Origin of the sequence: Leucobacter chromiisoli (assembly GCF_016522505.1) — a bacterium.
Taxonomy (GTDB): Bacteria; Actinomycetota; Actinomycetes; order Actinomycetales; family Microbacteriaceae; genus Leucobacter; species Leucobacter chromiisoli.
Map to the genome: position 1 here is coordinate 61,670 of NZ_JAEHOH010000014.1, position 18,212 is coordinate 79,881.

Here is an 18,212-nt window from a genome sequence, read left to right on the forward strand (position 1 = left end):
CAGCGGCGCCGCGGCACGCTTCGACCCTACCCGACCGCGCAACCTCGGTGAACAGCATTCATTAATGTCCCGAGCGCGGGATCCGAAGCGCATCCTTCAGCGCGTCGAGGTGCGTGCGGCTCAGCCGGCGCGCCTCCTCAGCATCGCGGGCCGCGATCGCCTCGACCAGCTCGGCGTGCGCCGAGCCGTCCGCCGCCTCGTCGAGGTGCCTGCCGAGCCGGAGCATGTCGATCATGGCCCGCCGCAGCCGGGGCACGAAGGCGTCGAAGAGCTCGAGCAGCACCGGGTTCCCCGACGCCGCGATGACGGCGCGGTGGAAACGCATGTCGGCGTCCACGTGCCCCTCGGTGCTCTCGCGATGGCGGAGACGCTCGGCCAGCTCGCGGCGGATCGCCCGCAGCGCCTGCGGCGGGCGGCGCTCGGCTGCGAGCGCCGCCGCCTCCGATTCGATCGCGATGCGCGCTTCGATGACGGCCGCGATCCCGGCCCGTCGCAGCACGGCGTCCCAGTCGTCGACGACCTCCAGCGCCGTGACGAAGACGCCCGCACCCTGCCGCGACTCGAGCACTCCCCTGCCCGAGAGCTGCCTGATCGCCTCCCGAACGGTCGACCTGCCGACCCCGAGCTGGGGGCCGAGGGTGGTCTCGCCCGGCAGTCGAGCCCCGAGGGGCCACTCTCCGGATCGGATGCGCTCGAGCAGGGCGTCCGCCGCCCGATCCGCGAGCGATGCGCGCTGCACCTCGACCATCTCGTCTCCCACCTGTCTACTTGTCTGCGGAGTTGTGATAGATTCTATCCGTGTTCATCGCGCATCTCCTTCTTCTTCGCAGCCACGGCGGGGCCTAGCACGATCGGCTCCCCGCCGTGGAGCCCATCGCTGTGCCGGTCGTCTCATCGCTGCACCCGAAGGAACGTCATGACCGACACGGTTTTCCCCACGCTCTCCACTCCCGCGGGATCGATACCCGCCCGCGCTCCCCGCTGGAACCGGCAGCGGCGCTCGCAGATGCCCTCCCACCGGTATCTCGACGCGCACACCCGCGTCGAGATCCCCCTCGTCGAGCGCGACTGGCCGACGAAGCGGCTGTCGGAGGCGCCTCTCTGGGTGCCCGTCGACCTGCGCGACGGCAACCAGGCGCTGGCGGAGCCGATGGATCCGGCCCGCAAGCGCCGCTTCTTCGAGCTGATGGTCGCGATGGGGTACAAGGAGATCGAGGTCGGCTACCCCTCGGCCTCCCGGACCGACTACGACTTCGTGCGCCTCATCGCCGACTCCGATCTCGCGCCCGAGGACGTCACGATCGTCGTGTTCACGCCCGCGCGCCGCGACCTCATCGAACGCACCGTCGCGTCGATCGACGGGATCGCGAACCCCGTGGTCGTCCACATGTACACCGCGACCGCGCCGACCTGGCGGGAGACCGTGCTCGGGCGCGGACGCGCCGACCTGAAGGAGCTGATCCTCGCCGGGGGCCGGGACGTGCTGGATCTCGCGGGCGGTCTGCCGAACGTGCGATTCGAGTTCAGCCCCGAGGTGTTCAACCTCACCGAGCCCGACTACGCGCTCGAGGTCTGCGACGCGATGACGGAGCTCTGGGACGCGCGCCCCGAGCGCCCCGTGATCCTGAACCTGCCCGCGACGGTCGAGATCGCCACCCCGAACGTCTACGCCGACCAGATCGAGTACATGCACAAGCACCTCGCCAGGCGGGACGGCGTGATCCTCTCGGTGCACCCCCACAACGACCGCGGCACCGGCATCGCGTGCGCCGAGCTCGCCGTGCTGGCGGGAGCTCAGCGCGTCGAGGGCTGCATCTTCGGCAACGGGGAGCGCACCGGCAACGTCGACATCGCGACGCTGGCCCTCAACCTGCATGCCCAGGGCATCGATCCGATGATCGACTTCTCCGACATCGACGAGATCCGCCGAACGGTCGAGCACTGCAACCGCGCCGAGGTGCACAGCCGCCACCCCTACGTCGGCGACCTCGTGCACACCGCGTTCAGCGGCACCCACCAGGATGCGATCAAGAAGGGATTCGCCGAGCACCGGGCCCGCGCGGCGCGCCTCGGCCTGCCCGAGCAGGAGACGGAGTGGCGGGTGCCGTACCTGCCGATCGATCCGGCCGACATCGGCCGCAGCTACGACGCCGTGATCAGGGTCAACTCGCAGTCGGGAAAGGGCGGCATCGCCTACCTGCTCCAGACGGAGTACGGGATCGAACTCCCGCGCCGGGTGCAGATCGACCTCGCCCGCCACGTGCAGACGCACACCGACGCCCACGGGCGCGAGGTCACCGCCGCTGAGCTGTGGGAGATCTTCCAGCATGCCTACCTCGCGCCGGACGCCGAAGCCGAGGTGCGGCTGACCGACTATGAGGCCGCCGGCGCCGCCGCGGGCGCCGGAGAGCGCAGCGGCACCCGGATCGCGCTGAACGTGCGGGGCGAGGAGCACGTCACCACCCACGAGGACGTCGGCCCCGTGGACGCGCTCGCTCGCGCCCTCGTCGAGCACGGGATCGGGATCGAGATCCTCGGCCTGCACCAGACAGGCATCGCCTCCGGCAGCGGCAGCCGGGCACTCGCCCTCGTCGAGTACCGCCGCACCGACGACGGCGGCATCGCCTGGGCAGCGGGCCTCGCGGACTCCGCCATCACGGCAAGCCTGGACGCGGTCATCGGCGCAGCGAACCGCGTCGGCGCGGCGCACCGGATCGGCCTCGGGAACCGGATCACCGAGAGAACGGCGCCCATCTCCTGCGCCTGAAACGAGGGTCCGCATAGCGCACCGGTGCCCGCGCGCGCAAGCACCTATCCGGCCGTGTTCCCGCCCCCGAGACTGGGCGGGAACAAGGACCACCCAGCGCGAGCGGAGCACTTCGGCCGTTCACGACCTCGAAGGAGCAGTATCGTGAAAAACTCACCCAACCGACTCGTCGGCGTCATCTTCGGAGCGGTCTACCTCTTGGTGGGCGTGCTCGGCTTCACCGTCACGAGCGGAGTCGACTTCATCGCGACCGAGGGCGGCCTGCTCCTCGGCGTCTTCGAGGTGAACCCCCTCCACAACGTCGCGCACCTCCTCATCGGAGCCGCGCTGCTGATCGGCGGCCTCGTCGGCGTGAGCGCGGCGAAGGGCGTGAACGGCGTCGTCGGAGCCGCGTACCTGCTCCTCGGCATCCTCGGCTTCTTCATCGCCGATACCGCGGCGAACATCCTCGCCCTCAACACCGCCGACCACATCCTCCACCTCGGGAGCGCGCTCATCCTGCTCGGCGTGGCCCTGGGCGCGGACAAGACGCGAGCGACCGCCCGGCCCGTCGTGTGATGATCGGTCAGCTCTGGTCCGCCCTCGCGGCCATCGGCTCGGGTCTCATCCTGATGGCGGTGGCTGCGGGGGCGGATCCGCGCGTGGCGATCCCGCTCATCATCGCGGCGGCGGCGGAGCTCGCGTGGGGCGTGCTCACGATGCGCGCGGGGCGGGTGATCGCCCCGCGCACCGCGCTGATCGCCTGCGGGATCGTGCTCGCCGCCGCCACCGCGCTGCTCTTCACGCGTACTATCGGGCTCGTGCCCTTCGTCGCCCTGCTGACGCTGCACTGGATCACGGCCGTGTTCGCGGCCCTGCGGCTGCGCCGCGGCTCTCGGCGAAGCAGTCCGGCGCCCCGGTCGGGCGCCTTCGTGCTGACGCTCACGGTGCAGGCCATGCTCGTCGCCGCCATCACCACTCCGGCGCTGGCCCAGACCGAGCCCGGCGCGTCGGCCGTTCCTCACGGCACTCTGCACGACGGCCACCACTAGCCGCACGAGCCACTGCGGGCCGCCCTCACCGGCGCTCGACGAGGACGATCTGGCAGTGGATCGTCGGCATCTGCATCGGGCTCCCGGGCCTCGGATTCCTGCTGTTCGGCGCGCTCAACTTCTTCACGCACATCGGCCCCATCATCAACACCATGGGCTGAGCACGCGGATCGGCGAGGCGGTCGCTCGAGCGTCGTCCTCGTCTCGTGACTTCTCCGCACTTGTGGGCTATGGTCGGAATCTGGCCCCAGCTTTCGCATGAAGGGAGTTGAGATGTCAGGCAAGGAACGCGGCTACAAGTCCGCGAAGAAGCCCGCGAAAATGTCGCTGAAGGAGAAGCGCGCGGCGAAGCGGGAGAAGGCAGAAGCCGAGAGCACGCTGCTGAACAGGCGCTCCTAGCCGCCGAGCGGGTGCGGTTCTCCATGCTCGCGCTGCTGCGACGCTCGTGACTCGGGCGAAGCGCGAGACGCCCGACGGGAGAACGAGTGAGGCCCCGGTCAGAACCCGCTTCTGATCGGGGCCTCTCGCCAGAAGGGCAGAACGTGGGCGACGTCGGTCTCTCGAGTCCCTGGCCCCGTCGCCACCCCCAGGTGCTCGTGCTCGAAGCATTTGGCAAGCCCTGAGCGAGGCGAGCGAGGCATCTCCTGCCCGAGCGCATGACACCGCGCTGCCGCGAATGACGGGCGGCCCAGAGTAAGGGTTCACCAGGGGTGTCTGAACGCGAAGCGCCCGTCGATGAATACGTCGATATACGAGGCGCCCCCGTCGACGAGCTGCTGAGCGATGAATCTCACCGACACCATGTGCTTCTCATTCACGCCGACCTCGAAGTCGAACACGTTCGGCATCACGATTCCCATGTTGCCGCCGCTGTCGATCATCAGCGCACCGTTGGCCTCGATGGTCACCCGGTTGCGAAAGCCAGCTATGCGCACCGTGATCTCATAGCGCTCCAGCTCGCCGACATGGAACGCGAATGCTGCAGGCATAGCCATTACTCAACCACATCTCTTTCGAGATCCCCCACCTCCCGCGCCCGGCGGGGATGCGGCAGCCGGCCTCCAACCGAGTAGAAAACAGTCGCATCGGCATTGGGACGCCTCTGAGACGCTGTACACGTACTCGGAGTCGTGGGCCGACAGGGCTGATGAGGTCGCCGCGAAGACGGAGAAGCGCCGAAGGAGGCGGTGAGAAGGTCGGCCGAAGCAGGGGCAGAAGGAAGCCCTCGCAGCAACTGCGTGATTTCTCACGTGCTCTGCATGCGCCCCGCGGCCGATCTCGGGTCGATCCGGAACAACAGAGCCCCGGAACTTCCGCATGATTCTGCGGTAGTTCCGGGGCTTTCTGGTCGGGATGACAGGATTTGAACCTGCGACCCCGTCGTCCCGAACGACGTGCGCTACCAAGCTGCGCCACATCCCGATTGCGCCTGAGCGCAAGGAATACTCTAGCGGGTTCTCGGCGAAACGCGAAAACGAGGCGCCGGGTCCGCAGAAGCGGTCGATCTCAGCGGAAACGGTCGATCTTCCCAGCGGCGTCGTTCCGGGCGGGGAGAAGCGCACGGCACCTGTGGAAGAATCGACGGGTGGCCCAGATCCCTCACCTCATCGCGTTCGATCTCGACGACACGCTCGCTCCCTCGAAATCCCCGCTCGACCCCCGCATGGCGTCGGTCTTCGCCCGCCTGCTCGACACCACGACGGTCGCGGTGATCTCGGGCGGCAACTTCGAGCAGTTCGAGACCCAGCTGATCCGCGGCCTGCAGGGCGTCGCGGAGGATCGGCTGGAGCACCTCCACCTGCTGCCCACCTGCGGCACCCGCTACGAGCGCCGGCGCGACGGCGCCTGGCAGACGGTCTACCGCGAGAACCTCACCGAGGCCGAGCGCGAGGCGGCGTTCACGGCCCTGCGGGAGGAGGCGACGCGGCTCGGTCTCTGGGAGTCCGAGCCGTGGGGCGAGATCCTGGAGGATCGCGGGTCGCAGGTGACCTTCTCGGCGCTCGGGCAGCGTGCGCCGGTCTCCGCGAAGCACGCATGGGATCCCGATGGCGCGAAGAAGAACGCGCTGCGGGCAGCCGTCGCGTCGCGGCTGCCGCACCTCGAGGTGCGCAGCGGAGGCTCGACGTCGGTCGACATCACCCGCACCGGGATCGACAAGGCGTACGGCATGCGAAAGCTCGCGGAGCACACGGGCATCGCACTCGACGACATGCTGTTCGTCGGAGATCGCCTCGACCCCGACGGCAACGACTACCCCGTGAAGGCGATCGGCGTGCCCTGTCGCGCCGTCACCGGCTGGGAAGACACGGCCGACTTCCTCGAGGCACTGCTCGCGGGCCGCGCGTAAGGGCGGTCACGGCGCGGATCCGGTGGCGCGTTCGCGTATGTCGGGATCGCCTCGCAGCCCCGACCAGGCGGGTTACGCCTCGACGGCGACCGGTTTGAGAGCCGACGTCAGCCCGAGCACCTCGCCGGTCTCGGCGAGCGTCGCCGCCGCCGCGACCGGGTCGTGGTTCACGCCTGCGGTTCCGAGCGCGGGCACCTGAGCCGCGAACTCGCCCTTCCACCGGGATTCGAACTGCTCCGGGAAGCAGCGCTGCAGCACGCCGAGCATGGCGTGCACGGCCGTCGACGCCCCGGGAGAGGCCCCGAGCAGGCCGGCGATCGATCCCTCGGCTCCCGTGATGACCTCCGTGCCGAACTGCAGCACGCCGCCCTTCTTCGGATCCTTCTTCATGACCTGCACGCGCTGGCCCGCGGTGATCATCTTCCAGTCGGCGGTGCGCGCGGTCGGCATGTACTCGCGCAGTGCCCCCATCTGCTTCTCGCGACTCGCCAGCACCTCTCCCAGCAGGTATTTCTCGAGCGAGAACTCGGTGAGGCCGACCTTGAGCATCGGCCCGAGGTTGTGGGGGCGGATCGAGCCCGGCAGATCCCACCAGGAGCCCTTCTTGAGGAAGTTGGGGCTGAACCCGGCGTACGGGCCGAAGAGCAGGCTCTCCTTGCCGTTCACGATGCGGGTGTCGAGGTGCGGCACCGACATGGGCGGCGCCCCGACGGCCGCTTTGCCGTACACCTTGGCGCGGTGCAGTTTGACGATCTCGGGGTTGTCGCACTTCAGGAACTTGCCGCTGATGGGGAATCCGCCGAAGCCCCGGATCTCGGGGATGCCGGAGGACTGCAGCAGCGAGAGCGCTCCGCCGCCCGCGCCGACGAAGACGAACCGGGCGTTGACCATGCCGGTTCCATAGCCCGAGCGGTTGCGCGCGTAGACGTCCCAGGTGCCGTCCTCGCGACGGCGCAGCTTCTTCACTTGGGTGCCGAGGCGCAGTCGCGCGCCGTTCTCGACGAGGTGCCCGATGAGCCGCCTCGTGATCGCGCCGAAGTCGACGTCGGTGCCGCTGAGCGAGCGGGTGGCCGCGAAGACCTCGTCCTTGCTGCGGCGGTCGACGAGCAGCGGCGTCCACTCGGCGATCTGCGCGGGATCGTCGCTGAACTCCATGTCGGAGAAGAGCGGCTGCTGCTTGAGGATCTCGTAGCGGCGGCGCAGGTAGTCGACGTTCGCCTCGCCCCGCACGAAGGTCATGTGGGGAGTCGCGTTGATGAAGCCTGACGGCTCGCCCAGGACCCCCTGCTTCACGAGCGAGGACCACCACTGCCGGGAGAGCTGGAACTGCTCGTTGATGGAGATCGCCTTGTCGGCGGAGAGGCTGCCGTCGGCCCCCTCCGGCATGTAGTTGAGCTCGCAGAGGGCCGCGTGGCCGGTGCCCGCGTTGTTCCACGCGTTGCTGCTCTCGGTCGCGACCGCGGAGCGCGACTCGAATATCTCGATCGACCAGTCGGGCTGCACCTGCTTGATCAGGGTGCCGAGGGTGGCGCTCATCACGCCGCCACCGATGAGGACGACGTCTACCGTGTTGTTACTCACGGTCTCCGAGTCTACCCCCGCGGCGAACCTCGGGGGACCGCCTGCTCGGAGGCTCAGGAGCGGCGCTGTCGCGAGAGCGTGCCGAGGGCGATCTCGCGGGCCCGCTCGAGGGTGCCGGCGCCGGCGTCGACGAGCTGGGCGTATCCGAGACGCCGGGCCTCGGCAGCTCGCTGCTCGCCGCCCACGACCGGCCTCACCTCGCCCGCGAGACTGATCTCTCCGATGGCCGCGAGGTCGTGCGGCAGAGGCAGATCCCGAACGGCGGAGAGCACCGCCAGCGCGATCGCGAGGTCGGCGGCCGGCTCCGAGAGCCGCACGCCACCGACGGTCGAGACGTAGACGTCCTGATCGTGGAGGCGGGCGCCGGCTCGCCGCTCGAGCACCGCGAGGATCATCGACACCCGCGCCGAGTCGACCCCGCTCGTGACGCGGCGCGGGTTCGGCGTCGCGCTCTTGGCGACGAGGGCCTGCACTTCGACGGGCAGGGCGCGGCGCCCCTCCATCGCGATCGTCGCGCAGGTGCCGCTCACGGGCTCGGCGCTGCGGCTGAGGAAGAGGCCGCTCGGATCCGGCACCTCGCTGATGCCGGCGGACGACATCTCGAAGCAGCCGATCTCGTCGGTCGGCCCGAACCGGTTCTTCAGCGTGCGCAGGAACCTCAGCGCCGTGCGCCGGTCGCCCTCGAAGTGGCAGACCACGTCGACGAGGTGTTCGAGGAGGCGCGGGCCCGCGACCGAGCCGTCCTTCGTCACGTGGCCGACGAGCACGACGGGGATCCCGCGCTCCTTCGCGACGCGGATCAGCGCGGCGGCGACCTCGCGCACCTGGGCGGGGCCCCCGGCGCCCCCGTCGACCCGGTCGCTCGCGAGCGTCTGCACCGAGTCGACGACGATCAGGTCGGGCTTCACGTCGTCGATGTGCCCGAGCACCGTCGCGAGGTCGGTCTCGCTCGCGAGGAACAGCGTGTCGTGCAGCGCCCCCGTGCGCTCGGCGCGCATGCGGATCTGCCCGGTCGATTCCTCGCCGCTGGCGTAGAGCACCCGGCCGCCGGCCGCCGCGGCCCTGGCCGCGGCGTCGAGCAGGAGCGTCGACTTGCCCACGCCCGGTTCGCCCGAGAACAGGATCGCCGCCCCCGGCACGATGCCGCCGCCGAGCACCCGATCCAACTCGCCGATACCGGTGGGCCGGTGCGCCACGGCGTCGGCCCCGAGCTCGGTGATCGGCCGGGCCTCGCGCCCGGCCCGGGGAGCCGCCGAACGCGTGGTCCTCGCGAGCGAGGCTCCCGCGCGCGCCACCTCCTCGACGGTGCCCCACTGCTGGCACTCGCCGCAGCGCCCGACCCACTTGGGCGCCTGCCACCCGCACTCGGTGCACGCGTACCCACCACTCGATCTCGCCATGCCGCGAGCCTAGCGGCGACCTGCGACATCGACCCGGTCGTCGGTTCGCGGTCCTTGCAGTCGCCGGTTCGAGGTCCTCCCATCGCCCGCGCAGCGGATCTCTGCGGTTGCCTATGCAGCGGGACCCGCCCTGAGCGCGACACGCCGCCGCACCCGCGGGTTTCCGCGGCCCCGACCCCGATCCCGCGACTCGATTCGCACTCGCGATCCGAATCCCGTATTCTTTTTCGCGGTGACGTGTCCGAGCGGCCGAAGGTGCGACTCTCGAAAAGTCGTGTAGGGTAACCCCCTACCGTGGGTTCAAATCCCACCGTCACCGCCAGGAATGACCCCCGAACTCCGCTGAAATCATGCGAGAGTTCGGGGGTCGTTTGTTGTGAAACGGGCCCGGTGGTGTCGCCTCCGTGCGCCGAGCAGCGCCGGGAGCAGGAGCGGGGCGCGCGGCGGCGGCGCGGGCGAGACCTCGCCCCGACGGGTCCCCCTCCCCCTCGCCCTCCCCACCGTCTGCGCTCGGCAGCAGATGCTCCAAATTCGAGGAACCAGAACATCTACTGTCGAGCGCAGACGGTGGACGGCCCGCCCGCGGGCCGGACGAGCGGCGGCGCCGAATCCGGATAAGCTCTCGCTTGTTGCAACGGCCCGGACGTCGCGCGCCGGCCGGCCGGCAACACATCGGCCGCCCGACGACACACCGGCCGACCGGCCGCTCAGAGGAGGAGCCCCATGTCCGTTGGATTACTCGCCGTCGTCGACGACATCCTGAGCGCCGCGCTGAAGGCCTCCTCGAAGTCGGCCGGAGTCGTCATCGACGACGCCGCGGTGACGCCCCAGTACGTGCAGGGGATCTCACCGGCGCGCGAGCTGCCGGTCGTCGGCAAGATCGCGCTCGGCTCGATCGCGAACAAGTTCGTCATCATCATCCCGCTGGCCCTGCTGCTGACGGCGTTCGCACCGTGGGTGCTGCCGTACCTCCTCATTCTGGGCGGCGCCTACCTCTGTTTCGAGGGCGCCGAGAAGGTGCTCGAGTGGTTCGGGATCGAGCACGGCCACGGCGAGGAGGGCGCGCGCGACGAGCGGCGCCTCGTGCTCGGCGCGATCCGCACCGACCTCATCCTCTCCACCGAGATCATGCTCATCTCGCTGTCGAACCTCGACTCGGGGATGGGCATCTGGACCACCCTCGCGGTGCTCGCGGTCATCGCCCTCCTCATGACCGTCATCGTCTACGGCGCCGTCGCGCTGCTCGTGAAGATCGACGACATCGGGCTGCGGATGGCGAAGAACCCCGACCGGCAGGTGCGCCATACGGGCACCAGGATCGTGCGCTCGATGCCCGCCGTGTTCCGCACCATCAGCATCGTCGGAACCGTCGCGATGCTCTGGGTCGGCGGCCACCTCATCCTGGTGAATCTCGGCGAGGTGGGGGTGCCGTTCACCGCGGATCTCCTCCACGGCGTCGAGCACGCCCTCGCTCCGCTCGGCGGCGCCGTCGTCTGGTTCGGCGATACGCTGATCTCCGCGATCGCGGGATTGGCGACCGGCCTGCTCATCGTCGGGGCGATCCTGTTGGTCGGCAGGATCGTCGGCAAGCGCCCGAGCTTCTCGGAGGGCGGCGAGTCGCCGCAGCTGCAGCGCGGCTGATCCCGCCCCTGAGCGCGCGGCGGGATTTGCTACGCTGCGGGCATGAACCGCGCCGTTCGCAGAGGAGCGCCCGGGGCCGTCGCGGCGGTCTTGCTGGTGGCGCTCTCCGCCTGCGCCCCGGAGCCGACGAGCGAGTCGCAGGAGTCCCCGGCCGAGACCGAGACCCCGACCAGCTCTCCGGCCGAGACGACGGGACCGCCGCCGGAGACCGGGAGTCCGATCGTGATCCCGGAGTGCGAGCGGCTGATCCCGCTGAACCGGATCGTCGGCCGGTTCTCTCCCGAGTGGGCCCCCGTCCCCGAGGATCAGCAGCTGGTCGAGATCTTCGAGGGCGCCATCGGCCCTGTGGCCAGGGAATCGCTGGATCGAGCCTCGCAACGACGCTTCTGTGCGTGGGGGATCCCGAACTCGGACGGCCTGATCCACATCAACGTCGCCGAGCTCCCGCAAGACGTACGGGATCGCCTCGTGGCCGCGCTGCGGGAGTCCGACTACATCGAATCCGAGGAGGCGGGCGCGGAAGTGTTCATCTCTGAGATCGAGGGGCCCTTCGTCGGCGCGCACGACATCTGGTACGGCTTCGCCGGGAACGTATGGGTGACCTCGCTCGGTTCCGGCCTGGGCGATCTGGCCATCGAGGGCATGCGGGCCGCGAACCCGGGGCTCCGCGCCGAGTAGAGCCACGTTCCGCCCCGGCCCCACCCGACTCGATGTCACTCCTTGAGGGCGCGCTCCCCGATCCGCAGCTCGAGCGGGAAGTCGACCGGGGCGCTCCCGAAGAGCAGCCGTCCCGCCGCCTCGGCCGATTCGCGGACCGCCGCCGCGACCGCCGCGGCCTGTCCCTCGGGCGCGTGCACCATGACCTCGTCGTGCAAGAAGAAGACGAGGTGGGGCTGCCGTTCGAACGCCGGGCCCGAGGCCCGTGCGGGCGCGATCGATTCGGCGGAGGTCGGGGACGGGAGCCGCGCCAGCCGCAGCCTGAGCTCCGCGAGCCACGCCAGCGCCCACTCGGCCGCGGTGCCCTGCACCACGAAGTTGCGGGTGAAGCGTCCGAATTCGCGTGCGGCGCGGCGGGCCCGACTCTCGTCGCGGGACGTAGCCCCGGGCAGACTCGCGCGCGCCTGGAGCTCCTCCCACTCGTCGCCGGGTCGGGGCGACGAGCGACCGAGCCAGGTGGAGACTACCCCGCCCTGCTCGCCCGCCGCGGCAGCCGTGTCGACGAGGCGCATCGCCGCCGGGAAGCTGCGGCGCAGCCGAGGCACGAGCCTGCCGCTGTCCCCCGTCGTCGAGCCGTACATGGCGCCGAGCACCGCGATCTTGGCTTCCTGACGAGTCCCGACGATCCCCTGCTCCACGAGCCCCGAATAGAGGTCGCGGCCGGATCCCGCGGCGGCCATCGCCCCGTCCGCCGCCATCGCGGCGAGCACGCGCGGCTCGAGCTGGGCGACGTCGGCCGAGACGAGCACCCACCCGGGATCCGCGCGCAGCGCGGGACGGAGCTGACGCGGCAGCTGCAGGGCCCCGCCCCCGCTCGACGCCCACCGACCCGTCACCACTCCGCCGGGCACGTACACGGGGTGGTACCTGCCGTCGCGCACCCACTCGTCGATCCAGGCCCACCCTTTGGCGGTGAGGAGCCTCGACAGTTTCTTGTAGCGCAGCAGCGGCCGGATCGCCGGGTGCTCGTGCTCCGCGAGCTCCCAGCGGGAGGTCGACTCGACGTCGATGCCCGCGCTGCGCAGAGCCCGGAGCAGCTTCGGCGGCGAGTCCAGGCTCGCGCGAGGGTCTCCGAGCGCCGCGCGCACCTCCTCCGCGAGTTCGAGGAGGCGCACCGGCTTCGCGCCCCGGGCCGGGCGCGGGCCGAGCGCCGCGCTCAGCAGCCGATCGTGCTCGGCCGCATCCCACGGCACTCCGGCCGCGGCCATCTCGGCGGCGACGAGCGCGCCCGCCGACTCCGCCGCGACGAGCAGGCCGAGCCTGCCCGGGTCGACGCACGCGGCGAGCGCCGCGCGCTGCCGATCGAACTCCTCGAGCGCCGCATCGAGGTCGTGCGGAACGGCGCCCGGGGCGTCCTCCGGCGTCTCGATCTCGAAGAGGGCGGACTCCGCAGGCTCCCCCTCCCCCGCACCGGGCCCCGCCTCCCACCGCGCTGCCGCGAGGAGCGGGCCGCGATCCGGAACCGCCTCGGACCGGCTCAGGATCGCGTGGCAGAGGCGGAGGTCGTGGCAGCGCTCGATCCGTACGCCGGCCTCCAGCAGCCGCGGATACCACGACGGCGTATCGCTCCAGACCCAGCGCGGGGCGCTCCGCTCCCGAGCCGCGACGAACGCGGGCAGCTCCGCCGTCGCGATCGGGATCGGGGCCGACCGTTCGCCGGCGGCATCGACCTCCACCGCGGCGACGCGGCCGCGCGCGACGCCGCCTCCCGGGACACGCCCGAGCACGCACCAGCGCGGTGCGTCGGAGGGGCCTGATCGGGAGGGCACGGCTCAACGCTACTGCCCACCGCCGACAGGGGCGGCGCCCGGATCGGGCCGACCCCGTGGAGGCGCGGCACGCGAGGTCGATCCGGGCTAGGATCGCATCATCCCCATTGCCCTCCCACAGGAACGAAGAGGTTCATGGCCGCCGACGCTGTCCCCGTTCAACTCCCCTCTCAGATCCTCGAAGCCGCGAACGGCCTCGATCCGGAGCTCCGCGAACGGGTGAAGCACCTGCTCTCCCAGAGCGCCGTGCAGCCGCTCACCGAGCGCGAGCCCGAGAACGTCGTCGGGGCGCTGTCCTCGATGTGCGGGCTCGCGGACCGCCGCGCGCCCGGGCAGACCCTCGTCTCCGTGTTCACGCCGACCCAGCGCGAGAACGGCTGGAGCTCGCGGCGCACCATCGTCGAGATCTGCACCGACGACTCCCCCTTCCTCGTCGACTCCGTGACCGCGGCCATCTCGCGGCTCGGGCACACCGTGCACCTCCTCGTGCACCCGCTGGTCTCGGTGCGGCGCGACGGTCAGGGCTCGCTGATCGAGGTCGGCGCGCACGGCGGCCAGCTGGAGTCGTGGATCCACCTCGAGATCGACCGCGTGCCGACCGAGGAGGAGCGGGACCGGCTGACCGACCGCCTGCAGGAGGTGCTCGCCGACGTGCGGGCCGCGGTCGAGGATTGGCGGCCCATGCGCCGGGCCTGCCTCGACATCGTGACCGACCTGCGCACCCAGGCGCCGCCGACGGTCGATCCGGCCACCATCACCCCGACGGTCGAGTTCCTCAACTGGCTCGCCGACGACCACTTCACCTTCCTCGGCTACCGGGAGTACGCGCTCGAGAACCTCGACGGCGAGGACGTGCTGCGCCCGCTCCCCCACACGGGGCTCGGGATCCTGCGCAAGGGCTCGACCGGCGTCGTGCACCTGCGCCCCGAGGCGCAGCGCACCGCCAGGGAACCGCGGCTGCTCACGATCACGAAGGCGAACTCGCGCGCCACCGTGCACCGCGACGTCTTCCTCGACTACATCGGGGTGCGCACCTTCGACGACGCGGGCAACGTGACCGGCGAGCGCCGGATCCTCGGCATGTTCACCTCCGCCGCCTACGCCTCCTCGGTGCTCACGCTCCCCATCGCGGGGGCGAAGGTGCGCGCCGTCATCGAGGCCTCCGGCTATTCGCCGACCTCGCACTCGGGCAAGGATCTGCAGCAGATCCTCGAGTCGTACCCGCGCGACGAGCTCTTCCAGGATTCCGCCGAGCACCTGCTCGAGGTCGCCACCGAGGTGAGCCGGCTGCGCGAGCGCCGCCGTGCGCGGATCTTCCTGCGCCCCGACGAGTTCGGACGCCTCGTCTCGGCGATCGTGTTCCTGCCGCGCGACCAGTACAACACCACCGTGCGGTTGCGGATCGACGCGCTGCTGCGGGAGACCTTCGGCGCGGAACGCACCGATCACGCCACCCGGGTGGGCGACTCGCCCCTCGCGCAGCTGCACTTCATGGTGCGCATGCCGAAGGGGGCGGCGATTCCGGAGGTCGACGAGGCGCTGCTGCAGGAGCGCCTCGAGGATGCGATCCGCACCTGGGAGACCGGCCTCGTCGACGCGCTGCACCAGGCGCACGGCGAGGACGAGGCCGCTGAACTGCTGCGGCGCTACGGCTCCGCCTTCCCCGCCTCGTACAAGGAGACGATCACCTCGACGGAGGCGGTCGGCGACATCGCCCTCCTCGAGAGCATCGAGGGCGGTGACGACTCGGAGTTCGCGGTGCGCCTGTACGAGCCCGAGGAGGACGACGCCTCGAAGCGGATCCTGACCGTGGTCTCCCGGCGCCAGTACCCCCTGACGCGGGTGCTGCCGATCCTCACGAACCTCGGCGTCGACGTGGTCGACGAGCATCCTTACACGATCGCGCTCCCCGACGGCGGCACCCGCCACATCTTCGACTTCGGCATCACCGCGCCCGACTCCGAGCTGTGGAGCGACGCCGACTGGGGCGCCGAGTTCGAGGAGGCGTTCCGCGCCGCGTGGTCGGGCGCCGCCGAGAGCGACGGGCTGAACACGCTCGTGCTGCGCGGCGGCCTCGGCTGGCGCGACATCGTCGTGCTGCGCACCATCGGACACTACCTGCGCCAGATCGGCTCGACGTTCTCGACGGAGTACATCGACGCCGCGCTCACGGCGAACCCGGGGATCGCGGCGAAGCTCGTCGAGCTGTTCGAGACGAGTTTCGACCCCGAGGCCTTCCCCCCGTCGGCCGCCGACGATCGCGCGGGCCGGGAGGCCGTGCTCGCCGACGCGATCCTCGAGGATCTCGACAGCGTCTCGAGCCTCGACCACGACCGGATCCTGCGCTCCTTCCTCGGCGTCATCCAGGCCACGCTGCGCACGAACTTCTACACCCGCGGGGCCGACGGCTCGCCGAAGCCGTGGGTGTCGCTGAAGCTCGACTGCGGGCGCGTGCCGGGGCTGCCGAAGCCGCACCCGATGGCCGAGATCTGGGTGTACTCGCCGCAGGTCGAGGGCGTGCACCTGCGCTTCGGCAAGGTCGCTCGCGGCGGCCTCCGCTGGAGCGATCGGCGCGAGGACTTCCGCACCGAGGTGCTGGGGCTCGTGAAGGCGCAGATGGTGAAGAACGCCGTCATCGTGCCGACGGGCTCCAAGGGCGGCTTCGTCGCCAAGCAGCTGCCCGATCCGAGCGACCGCGCGGCCTGGCTGGCCGAGGGCAAGGCCGCCTACCGCACCTTCATCCGCGGGCTGCTCGACATCACCGACAACCGCGACGGCGCCGAGATCCTGCCTCCGGATCGCGTCGTGCGCCGCGACGACGACGACCCGTATCTGGTGGTCGCCGCCGACAAGGGCACGGCCTCCTTCTCCGACCTCGCGAACGGCATCTCGGAGGAGTACGGCTTCTGGCTCGACGACGCCTTCGCATCGGGTGGCTCGGCCGGCTATGACCACAAGGGCATGGGCATCACCGCCCGCGGCGCCTGGGAGTCGGTGAAGCGCCACTTCCGCGAGCTCGGCCACGACACCCAGACCGAGGACTTCACGGTGGTCGGCATCGGCGACATGTCCGGCGACGTGTTCGGCAACGGCATGCTGCGCTCGGAGCACATCAGGCTCGTCGCGGCCTTCGATCACCGGCACGTCTTCGTCGACCCCTCCCCCGACGCCGCGGCCTCCTTCGCGGAGCGCAAGCGGCTGTTCGAGCTGCCGGGATCCTCCTGGGCCGACTACGACCCCTCGCTGATCTCCGCCGGCGGCGGCGTGTTCCCGCTCTCCGCGAAGTCCGTGACCGTCTCGGCCGAGATGCGCGAGGCGCTCGGCCTCCCCGGCTCGGTGACGAAGCTCACACCCGCCGAGCTCAAGAAGGCGGTGCTGCTCGCGCCGGTCGACCTGCTCTGGAACGGCGCCATCGGCACCTACGTCAAGGCCGCCTCCGAGACCCACGCCGAGATCGGCGACCGCGGCAACGACGCGGTGCGCGTCGACGGCGGCCAGCTGCGGGTGCGGGTCGTCGGCGAGGGCGGGAATCTCGGCGTCAGCCAGCGCGGCCGCATCGAGGCCGCTCAGCACGGCGTGCAGATCAACACCGACGCGATCGACAACTCAGCGGGCGTGGGCACCTCCGACAAGGAGGTGAACATCAAGATCCTGCTGAACGCGATGGTGCGCGACGGGCGGATGACGCTCGACGAGCGCAACGAGCTGCTGAGCTCGATGACCGACGAGGTCGCGGTCCAGGTGCTGCGCGACAACTACGAGCAGAACGTGCTGCTCGGCAACTCCCGCGCCAACGCCGCGATCATGCTGCCGATGCACGAGCGGCTGATCGAGTGGCTGGAGAGCCGGGACGAGCTGGACCGGGAGCTGGAGTACCTGCCCGACGCGACTGAGATCGCGGCGCGCTCCGAACGCGGGATCGGCCTCACCCGACCGGAGTTCGCCGTACTGGTCGCCTACGCCAAGCTCGCGCTGAAGACGGATCTCGCCTCGAGCGACCTCGCCGAGGATCCCTGGTTCGTCCGGACGCTCACCGAGTACTTCCCCGAGCCGATCCGGGAGGCGTACGCCGAGGAGCTCGGCTCCCACCCGCTGCGGCGCGAGATCATCGTCAACTCGGTCGTCAACTCGATGGTCAACCGCGGCGGGATCACCTTCGCCTACCGGGCGGCCGACGAGACGGGCGCGTCGAGCGAGCAGATCGCGAGGGCGTACGTCATCGCCCGCGAGATCTTCGACCTGCGCGGCTTCGTGGTCGAGGTCGAGGCCACCGACAACGTCGTGGCCGCGGGCGTGCAGACGGGGCTGTACCTCGGCTTCCGACGCCTCCTGGACCGCTCGGCGCGCTGGTTCGTGCAGCACCGCCCCGACCGCCTCGACGTGGGTCGCGAGATCGAGAGCTTCCAGGAGCAGGTCGCCGCCTACGCCGGGCGCATGGACGAGCTGGTGCGCGGCGACGAGCTGCGGCGCTTCGAGGAGGAGGTCTCCGAGCTCGAGGCAGCGGGGATGGATCCCGCGCTCGCGCGCCGGGGCGCCGGGCTGCTCGCCTCGCTGCAGCTGCTCGACATCATCGAGCTCGCCCACGTGCGCGACTGGGACATCGACGAGGTGGCGCACTGCTACTTCGCGCTCTCGGCGCTGATCCGCTTCGACGACCTGCTGACGAGCGTCACGAAGCTGCCGCAGGACGACCGCTGGGACTCGATGGCGCGCGCCGCGCTCCGCGACGACCTCTACGCGGTGATGGTCGAGCTCACGGCCGCCGTCATCGAGCGCACGGACGACGGCTCCGACGACGGCTCCGCGGACCAGGACGCCAGGATCGCCGCGTGGGTCGAGCAGGGCGGGGCGAAGTCGCAGCGGGCGCTCGACGCGCTGGCGTCGGTGCACGATCTGGACGAGCCCGGCATCGCGGCCCTGTCGGTGGCGCTGCGTCAGCTGCGCTCGCTCATCCGATAG

The 18,212-nt window shown here is 70.7% G+C and carries 13 protein-coding genes and 2 tRNA genes; 9 read left to right on the top strand and 6 right to left on the bottom strand.

Annotated features, from left to right (window positions below; all coding sequences use genetic code 11):
* Nucleotides 1-61: 61 nt before the first annotated feature.
* Nucleotides 62-760 (bottom strand): FadR/GntR family transcriptional regulator, encoded by a 699-nt coding sequence (locus JD276_RS11115; protein ID WP_443673897.1) that lies wholly within the window; start codon nucleotides 758-760, stop codon nucleotides 62-64.
* Between the two features lie 156 nt (nucleotides 761-916).
* On the opposite strand from JD276_RS11115, the gene JD276_RS11120 reads away from it, so the two are divergent.
* The 4 genes from JD276_RS11120 to JD276_RS16175 all read left to right on the top strand — a co-directional run bounded on the left by JD276_RS11120 (nucleotide 917) and on the right by JD276_RS16175 (nucleotide 4,197).
* Nucleotides 917-2,767, top strand: a complete 1,851-nt coding sequence (locus JD276_RS11120; protein WP_200115727.1) for a 2-isopropylmalate synthase — start codon at nucleotides 917-919, stop codon at nucleotides 2,765-2,767.
* Between the two features lie 144 nt (nucleotides 2,768-2,911).
* The gene (locus JD276_RS11125) at nucleotides 2,912-3,325 is read left to right on the top strand and encodes a DUF4383 domain-containing protein (RefSeq protein ID WP_200115728.1); all 414 of its coding nucleotides are present in this window, start codon (nucleotides 2,912-2,914) and stop codon (nucleotides 3,323-3,325) included.
* Complete coding sequence (locus JD276_RS11130) at nucleotides 3,325-3,798, top strand: hypothetical protein (RefSeq protein ID WP_200115729.1); 474 nt, start codon at nucleotides 3,325-3,327, stop codon at nucleotides 3,796-3,798. The genes JD276_RS11125 and JD276_RS11130 overlap by 1 nt, the downstream gene beginning before the upstream one ends.
* 273 nt (nucleotides 3,799-4,071) lie before the next feature.
* Entirely contained in the window at nucleotides 4,072-4,197 is a 126-nt protein-coding gene (locus JD276_RS16175) for a hypothetical protein (RefSeq protein ID WP_267906420.1), read from the top strand.
* 302 nt (nucleotides 4,198-4,499) lie between these two features.
* On the opposite strand, the gene JD276_RS11135 is transcribed toward JD276_RS16175, so the two are convergent.
* Nucleotides 4,500-4,787 carry a hypothetical protein gene (locus tag JD276_RS11135; RefSeq protein WP_200115730.1) on the bottom strand — a complete coding sequence of 96 codons (288 nt, stop codon included), beginning with the start codon at nucleotides 4,785-4,787 and terminating at the stop codon, nucleotides 4,500-4,502.
* A 356-nt stretch (nucleotides 4,788-5,143) separates the two neighbouring features.
* Nucleotides 5,144-5,220, bottom strand: a tRNA-Pro gene (locus tag JD276_RS11140).
* 163 nt (nucleotides 5,221-5,383) lie between these two features.
* Between JD276_RS11140 and JD276_RS11145 the strand changes: the two genes are divergently transcribed.
* Complete coding sequence (locus tag JD276_RS11145) at nucleotides 5,384-6,145, top strand: HAD-IIB family hydrolase (RefSeq protein ID WP_200115731.1); 762 nt, start codon at nucleotides 5,384-5,386, stop codon at nucleotides 6,143-6,145.
* Between the two features lie 72 nt (nucleotides 6,146-6,217).
* Here the strand turns inward: JD276_RS11145 and JD276_RS11150 are convergent, their stop codons facing one another.
* A complete protein-coding gene (locus JD276_RS11150; RefSeq protein WP_200115794.1) occupies nucleotides 6,218-7,783 on the bottom strand; it encodes a malate:quinone oxidoreductase in 1,566 nt (521 codons plus the stop codon).
* Nucleotides 7,780-9,126: a DNA repair protein RadA gene (radA, locus tag JD276_RS11155; RefSeq protein WP_200115732.1), complete on the bottom strand. Its 1,347-nt coding sequence runs from the start codon at nucleotides 9,124-9,126 to the stop codon at nucleotides 7,780-7,782. Before radA ends, JD276_RS11150 begins: the two co-directional genes overlap by 4 nt.
* Nucleotides 9,127-9,357: 231 nt before the next feature.
* On the opposite strand from radA, the gene JD276_RS11160 reads away from it, so the two are divergent.
* The 3 genes from JD276_RS11160 (at nucleotide 9,358) to JD276_RS11170 (ending at nucleotide 11,445) form a co-directional block, all read left to right on the top strand.
* A tRNA-Ser gene (locus JD276_RS11160) sits at nucleotides 9,358-9,448 on the top strand.
* 401 nt (nucleotides 9,449-9,849) lie between these two features.
* On the top strand, nucleotides 9,850-10,767 hold the full coding sequence (locus JD276_RS11165; protein ID WP_200115733.1) for a DUF808 domain-containing protein: 918 nt from the start codon (nucleotides 9,850-9,852) through the stop codon (nucleotides 10,765-10,767).
* Between the two features lie 42 nt (nucleotides 10,768-10,809).
* Nucleotides 10,810-11,445, top strand: coding sequence for a hypothetical protein (locus tag JD276_RS11170; protein ID WP_200115734.1), 636 nt, complete (start codon nucleotides 10,810-10,812; stop codon nucleotides 11,443-11,445).
* A 35-nt stretch (nucleotides 11,446-11,480) separates the two neighbouring features.
* Here the strand turns inward: JD276_RS11170 and JD276_RS11175 are convergent, their stop codons facing one another.
* The gene (locus JD276_RS11175) at nucleotides 11,481-13,253 is read right to left on the bottom strand and encodes a bifunctional 3'-5' exonuclease/DNA polymerase (RefSeq protein ID WP_200115735.1); all 1,773 of its coding nucleotides are present in this window, start codon (nucleotides 13,251-13,253) and stop codon (nucleotides 11,481-11,483) included.
* A gap of 135 nt (nucleotides 13,254-13,388) precedes the next feature.
* On the opposite strand from JD276_RS11175, the gene JD276_RS11180 reads away from it, so the two are divergent.
* A complete protein-coding gene (locus tag JD276_RS11180; RefSeq protein WP_200115736.1) occupies nucleotides 13,389-18,212 on the top strand; it encodes an NAD-glutamate dehydrogenase in 4,824 nt (1,607 codons plus the stop codon).